Below are 16258 nucleotides of genomic sequence, written 5' to 3'. Positions count from 1 at the left end.
GACGAAGCGAAGCATGATGAAAACTAAGGATCGCATAGTGCATGCGGCACTTGAGCTGTTTAATCAGCAAGGTGAACGTAACATCACGACTAACCATATCGCTGCTCATATTGAGATCAGCCCAGGTAATTTGTATTACCACTTTCGCAATAAGCAGGAGATAGTGCGTGATATTTTTGCGCTCTACTCGGCGGAGCTGATTGAGCGTTTTACTCCGCTACAAGGTCAGTATGAGAGCCTTTCTCTACTCAAGCACTATTTGGATTCGATTTTCACTCTGATGTGGAAATACCGTTTTTTTTATGCCAATTTGCCGGAAATCTTGCAGCGCGATGAAGAGTTGCATGCTGACTACATTCGGGTTCAAGAACGATTACAGACCAATTTGATTGATATCGTGCGCAATTTTGTCAATCTGCAACTGCTGGAGTTGAATGAGGATGAGATGCCAAAACTGGTGCGGACTCTGCATCTGATTGCGTCTAGCTGGCTTGGTTATCAATCGGCGATGTCACACAAAACTCAGATCACGGAAGAGGTGATTCATCAAGGCATGTTGCAGATGATCTCGGTCGTTAAACCTTGTGCCACTAAGGCGGGGCGTGAACAGCTTCAACTGCTTGAAGAAGGTGTGCGAGCTATGCATGCCTGAGCATGAGTTATAACCAATCTGTCTTGGGCATGGAGCCGATTCGTTGCTAACTTCCTGAACATTTCCAGCCAGAAAGGAAGCTTTACGTGGATTACGATGTATTTAATGGGGATGCTGATGGCATTCTTTCTCTTGTGCAATGGCGTCTAGCGCATCCTAAATCGACTCAGCTAGTCACGGGCGTTAAGCGCGATATTGCCTTACTCGAACGATTGACGGTAACGGCTGGTGATGAGCTGGTGGTATTGGATATCTCCATGGCTAAAAATCAGCTTGGCTTGCAGCGAGCTTTGCAAGCGGGAGCCCATGTATTTTATGCCGACCATCATCAGCCCGGCGATATTCCTGCCCATTCTGCACTGCAAGCGCATATTGATACCGATGCCAATCTCTGTACGGCATTGATCATTGATCGGCTACTGAAAGGGCGTTTTCGTGACTGGGCGATAACAGCAGCGTTTGGCGATAACTTACACCGTGTGGCACACACTCTGGCGGAAGCAGCGGGATTCGATGCCGCACAAACCGATGCCCTTTGTGAATTAGGAACGCTGATTAACTACAATGGCTATGGCCGCACCGTATCTGAACTGCATTTCGCGCCTGATACGTTGTATCAAACTTTACTCGCTTATCAAACACCGTGGGCTGTGCTGGCCGATCTCAACTCGCCTTTTTACCAATTACGCAGCGCTTATCAGCAAGATTTTGCTTTTGCCCTTGAGCAACCGGCTTATTATCGGAGCTCAAGTGTCACCGTGGTGATCTTACCCGATTGGGCAGCAGCGCAGCGCGTGAGCGGCGCATTCGCCAATCATCTTGCTAATCAGGATGTGCAACGTGCGCATTTGATTGTGACGTATGCGGATGAGCAGCATTACACGCTCTCTTTACGTGCGCCCTTGAGCGATAAACGAGGCGCGGGAGCTTTGTGTGCCCAGTTTCCTTCTGGTGGGGGGCGAGAATCGGCCGGGGGAATCAATCAACTCCCCTATGCGCTGCTCGATAACGTGATTGCGGTTGTCGAGGCATTTTACGCCTCTTAGCGCTGTAACCATTGCGAAGGGTTTTCCGCGCGGCTATTACGACGGATTTCAAAGTAGAGGGCAGGGCGTGATTGGCCACCAGTATCACCCGCAAGAGCAATGGTTTCACCGGCGATGACTTTGTCGCCCTCTTTCTTGAGCAGAGTTTGGTTGAAGCCATACAGTGTCATATCACCTTTGCCGTGGTCGAGGAGCACAACCAAGCCATAACCTCGCAGATACTCGGCAAACACGATCGTGCCCGGATAAACCGCTTTGACCTCTTGGCCGTAATTGGCATCAATGACCAAACCTTTCCAATCAATCTGCCCAGTTTGGCGTTCACCGAAGTTATGTAGCACACGCCCTTTCAGTGGCCACGGTAGTTTGCCACGTTGACTCGCAATGCCATTCATCAATACTGCATTGCGTTTGGCGGCTTTGGCTATTTCAGCTTTGAGGCGCGTTTCGTTGCGCTGCAATTCGGCAAGGTAGACTTTGTCGCCGGAAATGCTGCTCTCAATTTTCTTTACGGTTTGCTTACGCTCACTTTGCGTTTTAGCCAGTTTGTCTCGCTGTTGGGTCTGCTCTGCCAGTAATTTCTCAATCTGTTCACGCTCAGCTTGTCTCTGCTGTTGACTGGCATTGAGATCGGCTTGGGTTTTTTCTAAAGCTTCGATAGCTTGCGCGCGGCTTTTTGCCAAATGTTGATAGTACTGGCTGATGCGGTCTTCATCGGCACTGCGATGAAAAAATTGACCATTCGTCAGTGAGCGTTTAGTGAGATAGTAGGTCTGCAGTAGGCGTTCGAGTTTATCGGCTTGTTGCTGTTTCTGAGTTTCCAGCGCCTGAATATTGCTATTGAGCTGAGCAATGTTGCGATTGGCATTCTCCAGATCGTTTTTGGTTTTCGTGATCTGATTTTCGATACTGTTGATGCCAAGCTCTTGTTGTTTCAGGGCTTGTTGTAGTTGGTCGAGCGATTTTTGTTGTTCTGCCAGTGATTGTTGTTGGCGAGATATTTCACTTTTTACCCCCGTTAATTCCTGTTGCGTAGCCGCAAAGAGCGACGGCGAAACCATAAATAACAGGCAGGCCAGCAGACGTCGGGTCAAGGTTTTTCCTAGAAAGTCACTGAAAATCGCGTGCGGATCCGTTGCTGTCATTGAGTTTGGTCTAGTGTTAGTGAATAAAAAACGGGTGCTTCAGTATACCCAAAGCTTGGCATCAGGCGAGCCTGTGATGTCAAAAGTTTGCAATTCTCATCGCACTCGGTGGGAAATGCGTATAAAAATCCGCCTTCTTAGAAGGCGGTTTTAATATAAGCCCCCTAAAAGGGGGCCACGACGCTGTTAGTCTCTCAATAACTCTAACTGCTGCTCTTGCTCAAGCTCTTTTTTGTCTTGATGCCGTACATACCGTCTAATGATTTCTTCATTTACACCTACCGTATCCACAAAATAGCTTCGCGCCCAAAAATGATTTCCCCATAACTTTTTCCTGATATGTGGAAACTTGTTGAATAGCCTAATTGCACTCCTACCCTTTAAAACTCCCATCAACGTCGAAATCGATACTTTGGGCGGAATTATCGCAACTAAGTGGACATGATCTGGCTGAACATTGAGTTCCAAAACTTCACAATCTTTCATATTACAAAGAATGTAGATCGAACGATTTAGCTCTTTGGCTACATTACCTTTTAAGATCTTAAAACGAAATTTTGGTGTCCAAACGATATGATATTTGCAACGCCAATAGACGTGTGATGAACTTCTGTAGTCGCCCATGTTATTTGAATCCTCTTACTTATGGTGAATAAGAGTTTGTCTTCTAACATGGGCGCATTTTCGGGCAAAAGCCCCTAGAAACAATCACCACCGCTAAAAGCGGTGGTTTAGGGATGACAATAAAAAAGCCCTGAGTATTCAGGGCTTTCATCATCATCGAGTCAGCTTAGCTGTACAGCACTTGACCTGACATGTCTGCTGGAATATCCAGATCCGACAGCGCCAACATGGTTGGAGCTAGATCCGATAGCTTTCCGCCTTCTTTTAGGCTGATCGCTTTGTTGCCGACATAGATAAGTGGTACAGGTAGGCTAGTGTGCGCTGTGTGTACGCCGCCCGTTTCTGGGTCAATCATCATTTCCGCGTTGCCGTGGTCAGCGGTGATCAGCAGTTGACCATCCACTTCTTTGATAGCTTCAACCACACGACCAATACACTCGTCTACGGCTTCACACGCTTTCACGGCAGCTTCGTAAACGCCAGTGTGACCGACCATGTCGCCATTTGGATAGTTACAGATGATCGCATCGTATTTGCCTGATTTGATCGCTGCAACCAGCTTGTCAGTCAGCTCTTTAGAGCTCATTTCTGGTTGTAGGTCGTAGGTGGCCACTTTTGGTGAAGCCACCAGTTGACGCTCTTCGCCTGGGAATTCATTTTCAACGCCGCCGTTGAAGAAGAAGGTTACGTGCGCGTATTTCTCGGTTTCAGAAATACGTAGCTGAGTTTTACCCGCTTTTGATAGCCACTCACCGTAGGTGTTTTCCAGTGAGGCTGGACCAAACGCACACTTCAGTGGGATGTCTGCTGCGTATTGAGTCAGCATCACAAAATCCAGCGCTGGGAAGGCTTTGCGGCTAAAGCCTGCGAAATCAGGCACGAAAGTACGGGTGATTTGACGCGCGCGGTCAGCACGGTAGTTCATGAACAACAGGGCATCGCCATCTTGCATCGCGGCAGATTCTTGACCCGCTGCGCGGATTTCGGTTGCTTTCACAAACTCATCGTTTTCTTCACGAGCGTAAGCCGCTTGCAGTGCTTCAACCGCTGAGTCATAAGTAAACTCACCTTGCGCCAGAGTCAGCAGGTCATAGGCTTTTTCAACGCGATCCCAGTTGTTGTCACGATCCATGGCGTAGTAACGACCCACGATAGAAGCGATACGGCCTTTGCCCAGTTTGGCAAACAGATCTTGGAAGCGTTTCAGTGACGCTTCTGCGCTGCGTGGTGGTGTGTCACGACCGTCAAGGAAGCAGTGCAGGTAGATTTTTTCTGCGCCACGTGCGGCCGCCATTTCTACTGCTGCGTAGATGTGGTCTTCGTGTGAGTGTACGCCGCCTGGAGACATCAGACCCATCAGGTGAACCGCTTTGCCCGCAGCAACTGCTTTATCAATCGCAGCCACCAGAACTTCGTTTTGTTGGAATTCACCATCCATGATCGCTTTGGTGATGCGAGTTAGGTCTTGGTAAACAATGCGGCCAGCACCGATGTTGGTGTGACCCACTTCTGAGTTACCCATTTGACCATCAGGTAGACCTACGTCCATACCAGAAGCAGAAATCAGAGTGTGAGGGTTGTTGGCCATTAGGCTATCCATCACAGGTGTACGCGCATTGTTGATCGCGTTATTTGCGTTGTCTTCGCGGTAACCCCAACCATCTAGGATCACCAGAGCCATTGGCTTCTTAGCTGACATAGTTCTAACCTCGTCAAAATCAAAATAACTGAAACGTAAAATTAGCGTAATTTTACTACAATCTAGACGCTTTGCATCCGGTTAAGATCAATGATTCTCTCTATCAATGCAAGTAAATGTAGCCTATTGATCAAAATCGCGTTTAAGACACCAATAAGCTGGTGCCCCCAACGGCAAGGATAGCCCCTAACCAAGCATAGCGGTTTGGGCACTGTTTAGTGTAGATCCAAAGCAGTGGTAGTAGCATGATGGGTGTGGTCGAAGAGAGCAGTGCGACCATGCCGACATTCCCCTCACGCAGAGCGTAGAGGATCAGCGTCATACCAACCGCCATGGCAATAAAGCCGTTGAGTGCCGTGACCAAAAAGATATTGAGCGTGATGATTTGTGTAGGACGAGCAATGCGTGCGCCGGTTAAACGCAGTAAAGAGTGAGCCGCAAAGGCGGTGATCATCCGCATCGCAGAGGCAGCAATCGGATCGATCTCTGTTTGCATCACGGGTTTGGCAATAATGCCCCCGAGGGCTTGGCATAAGGCGGCGGTTAAGCCGAGTCCAATTCCAACCCACACACTGCCATTGATGCTATCCAAACTAGGCCCAGTTTGCCCACGGCGACCAAAGAAAATCGCCATCAGAACGCCGCTAAACACTAAAGTAGAGCCGAATAGCTCTTGCTTGGTCATGCTTTCACTAAACAGGAAATAACCGAGCACGGCAGAAAACACCGCATGACAGGAGAAGAGTAAGCCGGACTGCCTTGGCCCCATGCGATTCAGGCAAGCAAAAAGCGCGGTATCACCGATGAAAATTCCAATAAACCCCGACAACATCATGGCTGGAATCGCACTGCTGTGTACGGTTAACCAACCTCCGCTGAAGAGAGCAATGGTGGTTAAGATGACGGAGGTACACCCCATACGCCAGCGGCTATAAGCAAAAGAGCCGAGGTGTTTCGCGGGAGTAATAGAAAGTAAACTGGCGATAGCCCAAAGACAGGCCGCTGCAAGTGCCAGCCATTCGTAACCCATTGCGTCATCCTTGCGGTTGGGAGTGATGAGGGCACTCAATATGCCATTAAGCTATCAGGAAAACAAAACCAATTTCTGTGCGATTAGAGGGTTCACACCTTGCCGTATCAAAAGTGACGACAAGGTGTGAAGGAGAGGGGGAAGAGGGAGTTTATCCGAGTAGGAACACCATCAAATAAACGATGCCAAGACCAATCACCCCGATGACCAAGCCAGTTTTGGCCATATCTTTGCTTTCGATAAGTCCCGTTGAGTAAGCGAGCGAGTTGGGCGGTGTCGAAACGGGCAAAATCATCCCCAGTGACGCGGAAAAAGCGACCACGACTAACAGCGCTTGTAAGCCGCCGACTTGCTCAAGACTACTCATCGAAGTACCAATCGCTGCAGCAATCGGCATGATCAAGTTGGCAGTCGCCGTGTTAGACATGAAGTTGGCCATCAGCCAGCACACCAGTGAAAGGGCAATCACAATCAGCATAGGTGAGAGAGATTGATAGTTGATGGCGTGTGCTAACGCTTGGGCGAGTCCCGTCTGTTCAAGGCCGATACCAATCGCTATCCCGCCGGCAACTAACCAAAGCACATCCCAGTTGATCTGTTTCAGCTCTTCTTTGCCCATGATGCCAGTGAGGGTGAACACGGCCAGTGGAATAATCGCCACCACATAAGTGTTCATGCCGTGCCATGTGGTGGTCATCCACAGCACAATAGTTAAAGCAAACGTGATGTAGACCAGCATGGCACGCCAGCCGCGTTGAAATTCGCCTTTGAGTTTCAAGGTCATTGTGGCTTGTGAGGAGGGGAAAAGCTTTTGCAGTAAGAACCAAGCAATCGTCAGTTGTACCAATACGAACGGTAACCCCATCATCATCCATGACAGAAAATCAATGCTGTTTTCGCCCGTTAGATACTGCAGTGCGATAGCGTTAGGTGGCGTGCCGATCGGGGTTGCGATGCCCCCTGTGTTGGCCGCAATCGGAATGCATAGCACCAGAGCTTTGATGCCTAAATCCCCTTTGGGGGCAGACGCAACAATAGGGCCAAGCAGCGCCAACATCATCACTGTGGTCGCTGTGTTGGACATAAACATCGAGAAAACTGAGGTGATCAGCATTAACCCGAGCATGATGTACTTAGGCTGGTGGCCAAAAGGTTTGAGTAGTACTCGTGCTAAGTTGTTATCCAATTCGTATTTAGATGCGGCGATGGCTAAAGCAAAACCGCCCATAAACAAAATGATAATGGGAGAGGAGAAGGCACTGAAAATATCGGTGTATTTAAGGAGTTCACCGAGCGGATGATGCGGATCGGGCACTCGAAAGCCATGCAAACCTTTATCGGAAATCATGACGAGTTCAAGGGCAATGATCAGGATCGACGTGGCAAACACAGGAACAGGCTCCAACACCCACAGCAGTGCAGCAAGAAGGAAAATGGCCAGTAAACGGTGTTGAACCAAGGTGAGATCTTGAATCGGGATTGCATCAATCGGCATCAATAGTACGCCCAACGGCAGTAAGAAACAGATCAGGAGTTTGACGAGTAGACCTCGTTCCAGTTGCGGCATGGGCTTTCCCTCTTAGCTCAAGTGAAAGCTTAGAGTAAGCGACTGAAATCTATGGGTCTTAGAGGGCGGTTAAATTTTTGGGTTTTGCTATCAGTGACAGTGCAGATGTGTGGCGAGCTTCAAAAGACAACATCCCAGCCGAAGCTGGGATGTTGAGTCTTCCGACTTGAAGCAGCGTTGGTGTTGGCTGCAACTCTAAGTCGTATATTAAGCTTGGTGTGCGTAGGGCTCACCCATGCGGGTTGGTGCGCCCAGTGCCATACTGTCATCAAAGCGGATGGCTTGTTTGGCAAACAGGTTGATCACGGTGGAGCCCAGTTTAAAGCGACCCATCTCTTCGCCTTTTTTGAGAACCACGGCTTGGTTACCGTTGGTTGGGTAGTCCCAACGATAAACGGTGTTGCCACGCGGCGGAGTCACGGTGCCCGCCCAAACCAGTTCAATACTGCCGACAATGGTGGCACCAACCAGCACTTGTACCATTGGGCCAAATTCTGTATCGAAAATACACACCACACGCTCGTTGCGGGCAAACAAGTTCGGTACATTTTCCGCTGTCAGAGGATTGACCGAGAACAGATCGCCCGGTACGTAGATCATTTGACGCAATGTGCCATCACAAGGCATATGTACGCGGTGGTAATCCCGTGGCGAGAGATACAGAGTGGCGAAATCGCCATCGCGGAATTCTTCCGCGAGCTTGGCATCACCACCGAGCAGCTCTTGGGCTGAGTAAGTGTGGCCTTTGGCTTGGATCAGTTTACCGTCTTCAATCGCACCAAACTGACTCACGCATGCATCGGCAGGATGAGTAATCACCTTTTCGCCTTCAGCGATAGGGCGCACGCCAGCTTTTAGCTCACGTACAAAAAATTCATTAAACGTCTTGAAGTGGGTCGGGTCAGAGTGCAGAGCCTCGTCCATGTTGACGTTATATTGCTTGATGAACCAGCGGATGATGGCCGTGGTCAGGCTGCCTGCACGCGCAGACGCCAACTTGCCAACCAAGCGGGTCAGGGCATGTTGTGGAATCCAATATTGCAGTCCAACTTTAATCTTATCCATGGTTTACATTCCAATAGAGTGGTGATGGGCGCGAGATGTTACTGAAAATCGCGCCTTCTGTCAGTAGATGCTCTAAACTTGCTAACAATTTGCTCTTACAGATCGGCTTTTTTGCTGCGCGAATACTGCCGATTGGCTTTGTTTTCCGTCATGCTTTGCACAATCCGATGGTAATTATCAAAACGCAGTGCGCTGATTTCTCCCTTGCTTACGGCCTCACGCAACAAGCAACCCGGGTCATCCCCATGTTTGCAATCACGAAATTTGCAGCCGCCTAAGTAAGGACGAAATTCGACATAAGCTTTAGTGACATCATCGGTTTCTAAGTGCCACAAACCAAATTCACGTACCCCGGGTGAGTCAATCAAATTACCTCCACTCGGAATATGATAGAGCCGTGCGGCGGTGGTGGTGTGTTGGCCTAAGCCAGAGGTTTCAGAAATCGCCCCTTCTTCCACATCTTCTTCCAATTCTGGAAGTAATGCATTGACCAAGCTGGATTTGCCAACACCCGATTGACCGACAAACACGTTAGTGCGATCGCGCAGTTTCACTTCAAGATCCGCAATCCCTTCACCGGTTTTCTTACTGACGTAGAGTACGTCATAGCCAATGGCGCGGTAATCATTTAACCATGTGCTGTATTGTTCGCGAAGCTCTGGGCTGAGTAGGTCAATCTTGTTCAGTACGATGAGTGGTGCAATCCCTAAGGTTTCAGAAGCAATCAAGTAGCGATCAATAATATTCAGAGAGAGCTCGGGTAATACCGAGGACACGATCACCATTTGATCTACGTTTGCTGCAACGGGTTTGAGGCCATCGTAATAATCTGGGCGCACTAATACAGAGCTGCGAGCTTCCACCGCTTCTACCACACCGGAAATGCCCGCGAGAGTCTCAGCCCCTGGGCGCCACAGGACGTTATCGCCGGATACTAAACTTTCGATGCCGCGACGCAGGTTACAGCGATGAATTTCCCCCGTCGCTGGATCTTCAATATCGGCATGTTGACCAAAGCGGGTAATCACTAATCCCGGTTGCGCACTGCCGAGCAAGGCCTCATCCCAAACGATAGACTCTTCTTGTTTGAGTTTTTTATGTTGGTTATTTCTAACCCGGCGTACTTGACCGTGTGTAAGCTTTTTCTTTTTTGTCACAGTGTTCTACTTACTCTCTGCTAGATATAAGGCGTATCAAATCTCAATTTGATACGTATCCTGTCGATCTGAATTTGGGTATAGTACCTCTTTTGTGAATAAACCCCTATAGGCGCACCATTATGTCTTTCAGCGACCAGAATCTGATTTGGATTGATTTAGAGATGACGGGACTTGATCCTGAAACGCACAAAATCATTGAGATGGCGACCATTGTTACTGACAGTGAGTTAAACATTTTAGCTGAAGGCCCAGTGATTGCGATTCATCAACCCGAATCCGAACTCGCGAAAATGGATGAATGGTGTACCACAACGCACACCGCAAGTGGCTTGGTGGCGCGTGTGCGTCAAAGCAAAGTAAGTGAAGAAGAAGCTATAGATCAAACGCTCGCGTTTTTAAAGCAGTGGGTGCCGGAAGGCAAATCCCCGATTTGTGGTAACAGTATTGGCCAAGATAGACGCTTCCTTTACAAACACATGCCGCGTTTGGAAGCGTACTTCCATTATCGTTATATTGATGTCAGCACCATCAAAGAGCTGACTCGCCGCTGGCAGCCTGAAGTGCTAAAAGAGTTCAGTAAAACAGGTAGCCATCTTGCTTTGGATGATATTCGAGAGTCAATTGCTGAGCTTCAGTTCTATCGTAAGGCGGTATTCAAGATCTAATATCGGGTATTCAATGCTATAAAAAGAGCAATTGTTCGACATCTTGCATGCTTTTTCGGCAAGCGAAAAAAAAAGAGTTTTTTTCACGAGAAGCTCTTGCATCACAAGAAAATGCTCTTATAATTCGCAGCCCTAAACGACGGAAAACGTTGTTGATGCGACACTAGCTCAGTTGGTAGAGCGCAACCTTGCCAAGGTTGAGGTCACGAGTTCGAACCTCGTGTGTCGCTCCAGATTGATAGTTGTCATCGTACTCAACGATGAGATGCGACACTAGCTCAGTTGATGAGCAAACCTAGCTAAGGTTGAGGTCACGCCTTTTTCTTTTAAAGAAGGGAACCTCGGGTGTCGCTCCAGATTGAAGTTGTCACCGTACTGAACGATGAAATGCGACACTAGCTCAGTTGGTAGAGCGCAACCTTGCCAAGGTTGAGGTCACGAGTTCGAACCTCGTGTGTCGCTCCAGATTAAAGTTGTCACCGTACTTAACGATGAAGTGCGCCACTCTTGCTCAGTCGATGAGCAAACCTTGCTAAGGTTGAGGTCACGCCTTTTGTTTTAAAGAAGGGAACCTCGTGTGTCGCTCCAGATTGATAGTTGTCATCGTACTGAACGATGAAATGCGACACTAGCTCAGTTGGTAGAGCGCAACCTTGCCAAGGTTGAGGTCACGAGTTCGAACCTCGTGTGTCGCTCCAAATTAATAGTTGTCATCGTACTGAACGATGAAATGCGACACTAGCTCAGTTGATGAGCAAACCTAGCTAAGGTTGAGGTCACGCCTTTTTGTTTTAAAGAAGGGAACCTCGTGTGTCGCACCACATTAAAGTTGTCACCGTACTTAACGATGAAGTGCGACACTAGCTCAGTTGGTAGAGCGCAACCTTGCCAAGGTTGAGGTCACGAGTTCGAACCTCGTGTGTCGCTCCAAATTAATAGTTGTCACCGTACTTAACGATGAAGTGTGCCACTCTTGCTCAGTTGATGAGCAAACCTAGCCAAGGTTGAGGTCACGCCTTTTGTTTTAAAGAAGGGAACCTCGAGTGTCGCTCCAGTTTCATAGCCCTTATCGTGCTTAACGATAACACACGGACGCGGGGTGGAGCAGCTTGGTAGCTCGTCGGGCTCATAACCCGAAGGTCGTCGGTTCAAATCCGGCCCCCGCAACCAAATCTTTCGTAGATGCAGTAGCATCACGACAAATGCGACACTAGCTCAGTTGGTAGAGCGCAACCTTGCCAAGGTTGAGGTCACGAGTTCGAACCTCGTGTGTCGCTCCAGTTTCTTGCCTACTACAGAAAACTGAAGAAAAGACTTATTGCGTTTAGCGATATACATGGACGCGGGATGGAGCAGCTTGGTAGCTCGTCGGGCTCATAACCCGAAGGTCGTTGGTTCAAATCCAGCTCCCGCAACCAATTTCAAAGCTTTCACTGTGCTTAACAGTGACACAATACGGACGCGGGGTGGAGCAGCTTGGTAGCTCGTCGGGCTCATAACCCGAAGGTCGTTGGTTCAAATCCAGCCCCCGCAACCAATTCTCTAAAGAGAGACTGTGCTCATGCGCAGATTTTTCTTTTTTTAGGGTGTTTAGCATTTTGCTAAAGCTCTTTCTATAATGCTGTGAAGCATCATCTCAGTGAGTCATTCATTGCGCGTCAGCTCAATAATATCGCTCCCATGTATCAAATATTCTCTTTTCAAGCAGCCGAAAGCGTACACGCTGACTACGGATTTCGCTTACTTTGGTGTGTTCATTAACAGAGTTATCCACAAAAAAAATCTGTGGATAAAACAGTTGATAAACTCTGTATCTTAGCTTTTCGAGTTGACTTCTCTGAGGATCTTTGCTTGCTTATAAGGCCTGGTCTAGTGAGGGTTTGTGGTTAAGTTATTGTTTTTTATTAACTTATCGTTTTTCTCTCTGAGCAAAAAATAGAGCTCTAAGATCATTGCAGTCTAAAAACTTGATCCTAGTCATTTACCTAGGTTGTGATTAACTTTTTTTAGCGATAGAAAACAGCGTCTGATTAAAAATGTTGTCCACATAGCGCAAATTGGGATGGGCATCAAATAATCATTTCCTTAATTATGCAAGTTGCTCTATTCATGCATCCCTTGGCAGCCCCTTTTCAATAATGCGAATCAGGCGAGCATGCTGGCGAGGTGTGGCGGTCTTTTGGGTCTGTTCTTCCAAAGCCCAATGAATATGCTCATCAAGTAATTCACTTTGCCCCAGATGACGTTGGAGTGTATCGATAATCCGCGGAGAGTAAGGAGCGTTGCCCATGGCGATGATTAAATTGCGCCGCCACTGCTGGTGACCAATTCGCCGAATGGCTGAGCCTTCCATATTTTTCAGGAAAGTCGCCTCATCCCATTCAAATAACACTACTAAATCCGCATTGTTGAGACTTTGTCGGCGATGAAAGTCACTTTGCTGAGTTAAAGGGGCCAAGCGATTCCAAGGACAGACGAGTTGGCAGTCATCACAACCGTAAATTCGGTTGCCCATTGCGCGTCGAAACTCCAAGGGGATAACCCCTGAATACTCAATGGTGAGGTAAGAAACACAGCGTCGTGCATCCACCACGCCTTCGGCAACGATGGCATTGGTTGGGCAGCTTGTTATACACGCTGTACACTTGCCGCATTGATTTTCGCTCGGTTCATCAACGGGTAAGGGAATATCAACCAGTAAGTCGCCCAAGAAGAACCAAGACCCGTTCTCTTTATCTAAAATCAGCGAATGTTTTCCTGTCCAACCTAATCCCGCTTTTTGTGCCAGAGGGCGTTCAAGAATCGGGGCGGAGTCGACAAAAGGACGGTAACCCAGTTTTCCCACTTCTTGTTCGATTTTTTCCCCCAGTTTTTTGAGCTGGTTTCGAACAAGCTTATGGTAATCACGTCCTAAAGCGTAACGGCTGATATAAGCTTGGTTGGGATCGCTTAAGTTGGAAGCAAACTGTGCTTGTGGTGGGAGATAGTTGATGCGAGCACTGATCACCCTAAGCGTTCCGGGTAAGAGTTCTGCAGGGCGTGCGCGCATCATGCCGTGCCTCGCCATCCAATCCATTTCACCGTGATAACCTGCGTCTAGCCAAGCCTGCAATGCTGGTTCATGTTCACTCAAATCGACGTCGCAAATCCCGACTTTTTCAAAGCCGAGTTCGATCGCCCATTGTTTGATCTGATTTGCCAGTTGTTGGTAGTCCATGTCGGGTACTCAGGATAAGGGGCGAGGATCTTAACGGATCTTTTTGCCCTCTTCTAGCGTTAATCCTTGTGAGAGCTTGCAGGATCTACGATATTTTTCGCTTTGTTAACAGAACAGATCTTGTCTCTCAATTCCAACCCAGTTTACTATTCCAGTTCTTTTGATTTCTTTATAGTCAACAAAGACCCTGTCGAGAAAAGCGTAATGAACAGCAAGATTTTTTCCCTAAAAGATGAGCAAGCTACGATTGAATTAGGTCGTGCGTTAGCGCTGATATGCTCACAACAGACAACGCTTTATCTGCATGGCGATCTTGGCGCGGGAAAAAACGACTTTCAGCCGAGGTTTTATTCGTGCCTTGGGCCATCAAGGTAACGTCAAAAGCCCAACCTACACACTGGTTGAGCCATATCAACTCGGTATGTGGCAGGTCTATCATTTTGATCTTTATCGTTTAGCGGATCCTGAAGAACTCGAATTTATGGGGATTCGCGATTACTTTAGTGCAGATGCCATTTGTTTAGTCGAGTGGCCAGAAAAAGGGCATGGACTATTGCCAAATGCGGATCTTGATATCGATTTGCGTTACGACGGCGAGCAGCGAGTTGCTACGCTGACAGCCAATAACCATTATGGATGCGACCTTTTGAGTCAGTTGGAGTTATGTTGAACGTTAGCCGTTTTGTATTCTTACTCTTTGGATTCGTTTTACTCGCGATCGCTCCTCAAACTTGGGCGAACGTTTTGGAAGGCGTGCGCGTGTGGCCTTCTCCTGATGAGACACGAGTGGTATTAGATGTCAAATCCGAGGTGGATTACAGCTACTTTACCCTCAGCTCTCCTGAGCGCTTGGTGGTTGACCTCAAACAGAGTACCTCTCGCGCTAAGTTACCGGTTAATGTCACTGAAAGTGGAATTTTATCGAAAGTTCGCGCTTCATCTCCCCCTGAAAAAAGTACATTTCGTTTGGTGTTTGAGCTCAAACAAAAAACAACACCAACCTTATTTAAATTAGCTCCGACACCCGGTGGTCAATATGGCCATCGTTTAGTCATTGATATGCCACATGGCAAAGTGAGTGAGAGTTCTTCCGCCAGCACACCGAGTTCACCCGCGCAAGTCAGTAAAGATGCCTCTCAACTCTTAGGGAATGACGATATTGTGGTGGCGATTGACGCGGGACATGGCGGTGAAGATCCCGGTTCCATTGGTCCTACACGCAAATATGAAAAAGACATCACCTTGAGCGTGTCTAAAAAGTTAGCAGATCAACTCAATGCAGTGCCGGGAATGAAAGCGGTACTGACTCGCCGTGGTGACTATTTTGTAAATCTGAATAAACGTACGGAAATTGCGCGTCGTAGCAAGGCGCACTTGTTGGTTTCGGTGCATGCGGATGCGTTTCATACTCCACAGCCGCGCGGAGGATCGGTGTTTGTGCTGAATACCCGCCGTGCCAATACCGAAATTGCCCGTTGGGTGGAAAATCACGAGCAACAATCTGAATTGCTGGGCGGTGCTGGCGAAGTACTTTCGAAAACTAATAACGATCGTAACGTGAGTCAGACCCTACTGGATCTGCAGTTTAGCCATTCGCAAAAAGAGGGCTATAAGGTCGCGACGAATATTTTGCGTGAAATGGGCAAGGTAGCGCATCTACATAAAACCGAACCCGTTAATGCAAGTTTGGCGGTATTGAAGTCACCAGACATCCCATCGGTACTGGTGGAAACGGGCTTTATCTCTAACCCATCAGAAGAAAAATTGCTGATTCAGCGCAGTCATCAAGATAAGTTAGCTCGCGCTTTAGCCACGGCGATTGTGCAGTACTTTGAAGATAATCCGCCAGAGGGCACACTGTTTGCCAATCGAGGTAAAGCGCAGAAACACAAAGTGCAGCGTGGAGAATCAATTGGTCTGATTGCTAACCAGTATGGGGTTAGTGTCGATGCTTTGAAAAAAGCCAACAACCTCAAGTCTTCGACGATTTCGGTTGGGCAACTGCTGACTATTCCAGCTTCTTCAGCACCAAACCCAGTACCTGTTCCTGTGATGGCAAATCCTGTAGAAACGGAAACTATTACCCATGTGGTAAAAACGGGCGATTTTCTCGGTAAACTTGCCACCACCTATAAGGTTTCAGTGGCCTCGATAAAAAAAGAGAACAATCTGAAATCGGATACTCTAGTGCTCGGGCAGAAGCTGAAAATCACGGTGAGTTTAAAAGATAAGCCACTGCGTAAGCACAAGGTGCAGCGCGGTGAATTCCTGAGCAAAATCGCTGATCAATACAATGTTAGCGTTGATAGCATTCGCCAAGCCAACCAGCTACGCTCTGACCAATTGTTGGTTGGGCAGCAACTGATTATCCCCAATAAATAAGCGCTC

12 protein-coding genes, 8 tRNA genes and 1 pseudogene are annotated in these 16258 nt (G+C 48.1%); 13 read left to right on the top strand and 8 right to left on the bottom strand.

Going from position 1 to position 16258, the window contains the following annotated elements:
* Positions 1-16 precede the first annotated feature (16 nt).
* Both F0316_RS12365 and F0316_RS12360 read left to right on the top strand, forming a co-directional pair.
* Positions 17-652: a TetR/AcrR family transcriptional regulator gene (locus tag F0316_RS12365; RefSeq protein WP_001920521.1), complete on the top strand. Its 636-nt coding sequence runs from the start codon at positions 17-19 to the stop codon at positions 650-652.
* An 86-nt stretch (positions 653-738) separates the two neighbouring features.
* Positions 739-1698 carry a DHH family phosphoesterase gene (locus tag F0316_RS12360; protein ID WP_149560518.1) on the top strand — a complete coding sequence of 320 codons (960 nt, stop codon included), beginning with the start codon at positions 739-741 and terminating at the stop codon, positions 1696-1698.
* On the opposite strand, the gene F0316_RS12355 is transcribed toward F0316_RS12360, so the two are convergent.
* The 7 genes from F0316_RS12355 to rsgA all read right to left on the bottom strand — a co-directional run bounded on the left by F0316_RS12355 (position 1695) and on the right by rsgA (position 9985).
* On the bottom strand, positions 1695-2843 hold the full coding sequence (locus tag F0316_RS12355) for a murein hydrolase activator EnvC family protein (protein ID WP_000127366.1): 1149 nt from the start codon (positions 2841-2843) through the stop codon (positions 1695-1697). The two genes, F0316_RS12360 and F0316_RS12355, sit on opposite strands and share 4 nt — an antisense overlap.
* 186 nt (positions 2844-3029) lie before the next feature.
* Entirely contained in the window at positions 3030-3467 is a 438-nt protein-coding gene (gene tnpA, locus F0316_RS12350; protein ID WP_149560517.1) for an IS200/IS605-like element IS1004 family transposase, read from the bottom strand.
* Positions 3468-3633: 166 nt separating this feature from the next.
* Positions 3634-5166 (bottom strand): 2,3-bisphosphoglycerate-independent phosphoglycerate mutase, encoded by a 1533-nt coding sequence (gpmM, locus tag F0316_RS12340; RefSeq protein ID WP_001888778.1) that lies wholly within the window; start codon positions 5164-5166, stop codon positions 3634-3636.
* A gap of 142 nt (positions 5167-5308) precedes the next feature.
* Complete coding sequence (locus tag F0316_RS12335; RefSeq protein WP_000540240.1) at positions 5309-6196, bottom strand: DMT family transporter; 888 nt, start codon at positions 6194-6196, stop codon at positions 5309-5311.
* Between the two features lie 151 nt (positions 6197-6347).
* Entirely contained in the window at positions 6348-7763 is a 1416-nt protein-coding gene (locus F0316_RS12330) for an SLC13 family permease (RefSeq protein WP_149560515.1), read from the bottom strand.
* 207 nt (positions 7764-7970) lie between these two features.
* Positions 7971-8828, bottom strand: a complete 858-nt coding sequence (gene asd, locus F0316_RS12325; RefSeq protein ID WP_149560514.1) for an archaetidylserine decarboxylase — start codon at positions 8826-8828, stop codon at positions 7971-7973.
* 95 nt (positions 8829-8923) lie between these two features.
* Positions 8924-9985, bottom strand: coding sequence for a small ribosomal subunit biogenesis GTPase RsgA (gene rsgA / locus F0316_RS12320; protein ID WP_000162639.1), 1062 nt, complete (start codon positions 9983-9985; stop codon positions 8924-8926).
* A 122-nt stretch (positions 9986-10107) separates the two neighbouring features.
* On the opposite strand from rsgA, the gene orn reads away from it, so the two are divergent.
* From orn to F0316_RS12275, 9 genes are all read left to right on the top strand, one after another.
* A complete protein-coding gene (gene orn, locus F0316_RS12315; protein ID WP_000010185.1) occupies positions 10108-10653 on the top strand; it encodes an oligoribonuclease in 546 nt (181 codons plus the stop codon).
* A 157-nt stretch (positions 10654-10810) separates the two neighbouring features.
* Positions 10811-10886: transfer RNA gene (locus tag F0316_RS12310), tRNA-Gly, on the top strand.
* A 156-nt stretch (positions 10887-11042) separates the two neighbouring features.
* Positions 11043-11118: transfer RNA gene (locus F0316_RS12305), tRNA-Gly, on the top strand.
* Between the two features lie 157 nt (positions 11119-11275).
* Positions 11276-11351: transfer RNA gene (locus tag F0316_RS12300), tRNA-Gly, on the top strand.
* 156 nt (positions 11352-11507) lie between these two features.
* Positions 11508-11583: transfer RNA gene (locus F0316_RS12295), tRNA-Gly, on the top strand.
* A gap of 163 nt (positions 11584-11746) precedes the next feature.
* A tRNA-Met gene (locus tag F0316_RS12290) sits at positions 11747-11823 on the top strand.
* 34 nt (positions 11824-11857) lie between these two features.
* A tRNA-Gly gene (locus F0316_RS12285) sits at positions 11858-11933 on the top strand.
* A 61-nt stretch (positions 11934-11994) separates the two neighbouring features.
* Positions 11995-12071 (top strand) — tRNA-Met (locus tag F0316_RS12280).
* A gap of 42 nt (positions 12072-12113) precedes the next feature.
* Positions 12114-12190, top strand: a tRNA-Met gene (locus F0316_RS12275).
* A 570-nt stretch (positions 12191-12760) separates the two neighbouring features.
* Here the strand turns inward: F0316_RS12275 and queG are convergent.
* On the bottom strand, positions 12761-13870 hold the full coding sequence (gene queG, locus F0316_RS12270) for a tRNA epoxyqueuosine(34) reductase QueG (protein WP_149560513.1): 1110 nt from the start codon (positions 13868-13870) through the stop codon (positions 12761-12763).
* Between the two features lie 204 nt (positions 13871-14074).
* Between queG and tsaE the strand changes: the two are divergent.
* Together tsaE and F0316_RS12260 are read left to right on the top strand one after the other, a co-directional pair.
* Positions 14075-14540 (top strand): annotated as a pseudogene (gene tsaE / locus F0316_RS12265) (tRNA (adenosine(37)-N6)-threonylcarbamoyltransferase complex ATPase subunit type 1 TsaE).
* Positions 14534-16252, top strand: a complete 1719-nt coding sequence (locus tag F0316_RS12260; RefSeq protein ID WP_000935814.1) for an N-acetylmuramoyl-L-alanine amidase — start codon at positions 14534-14536, stop codon at positions 16250-16252. Before tsaE ends, F0316_RS12260 begins: the two are co-directional and overlap by 7 nt.
* The last annotated feature ends 6 nt before the right edge of the window (positions 16253-16258 follow it).

Source organism: Vibrio cholerae, assembly GCF_008369605.1.
Taxonomy (GTDB): domain Bacteria; phylum Pseudomonadota; class Gammaproteobacteria; order Enterobacterales; family Vibrionaceae; genus Vibrio; species Vibrio cholerae.
The sequence above is the reverse complement of the archived record's forward strand: the minus strand, read 5'-3'. Positions and strand labels throughout refer to the sequence as shown.

Bases quoted from the DNA above. Each gene is read 5' to 3' on its own strand.
- F0316_RS12365 (WP_001920521.1), top strand. From the start codon at position 17: ATGAAAACTAAGGATCGCATAGTGCATGCGGCACTTGAGCTGTTTAAT.
- F0316_RS12355 (WP_000127366.1), bottom strand. From the start codon at position 2,843: ATGACAGCAACGGATCCGCACGCGATTTTCAGTGACTTTCTAGGAAAA.
- tnpA (WP_149560517.1), bottom strand. From the start codon at position 3,467: ATGGGCGACTACAGAAGTTCATCACACGTCTATTGGCGTTGCAAATAT.
- gpmM (WP_001888778.1), bottom strand. From the start codon at position 5,166: ATGTCAGCTAAGAAGCCAATGGCTCTGGTGATCCTAGATGGTTGGGGT.
- F0316_RS12335 (WP_000540240.1), bottom strand. From the start codon at position 6,196: ATGGGTTACGAATGGCTGGCACTTGCAGCGGCCTGTCTTTGGGCTATC.
- F0316_RS12330 (WP_149560515.1), bottom strand. From the start codon at position 7,763: ATGCCGCAACTGGAACGAGGTCTACTCGTCAAACTCCTGATCTGTTTC.
- asd (WP_149560514.1), bottom strand. From the start codon at position 8,828: ATGGATAAGATTAAAGTTGGACTGCAATATTGGATTCCACAACATGCC.
- orn (WP_000010185.1), top strand. From the start codon at position 10,108: ATGTCTTTCAGCGACCAGAATCTGATTTGGATTGATTTAGAGATGACG.
- queG (WP_149560513.1), bottom strand. From the start codon at position 13,870: ATGGACTACCAACAACTGGCAAATCAGATCAAACAATGGGCGATCGAA.
- F0316_RS12260 (WP_000935814.1), top strand. From the start codon at position 14,534: ATGTTGAACGTTAGCCGTTTTGTATTCTTACTCTTTGGATTCGTTTTA.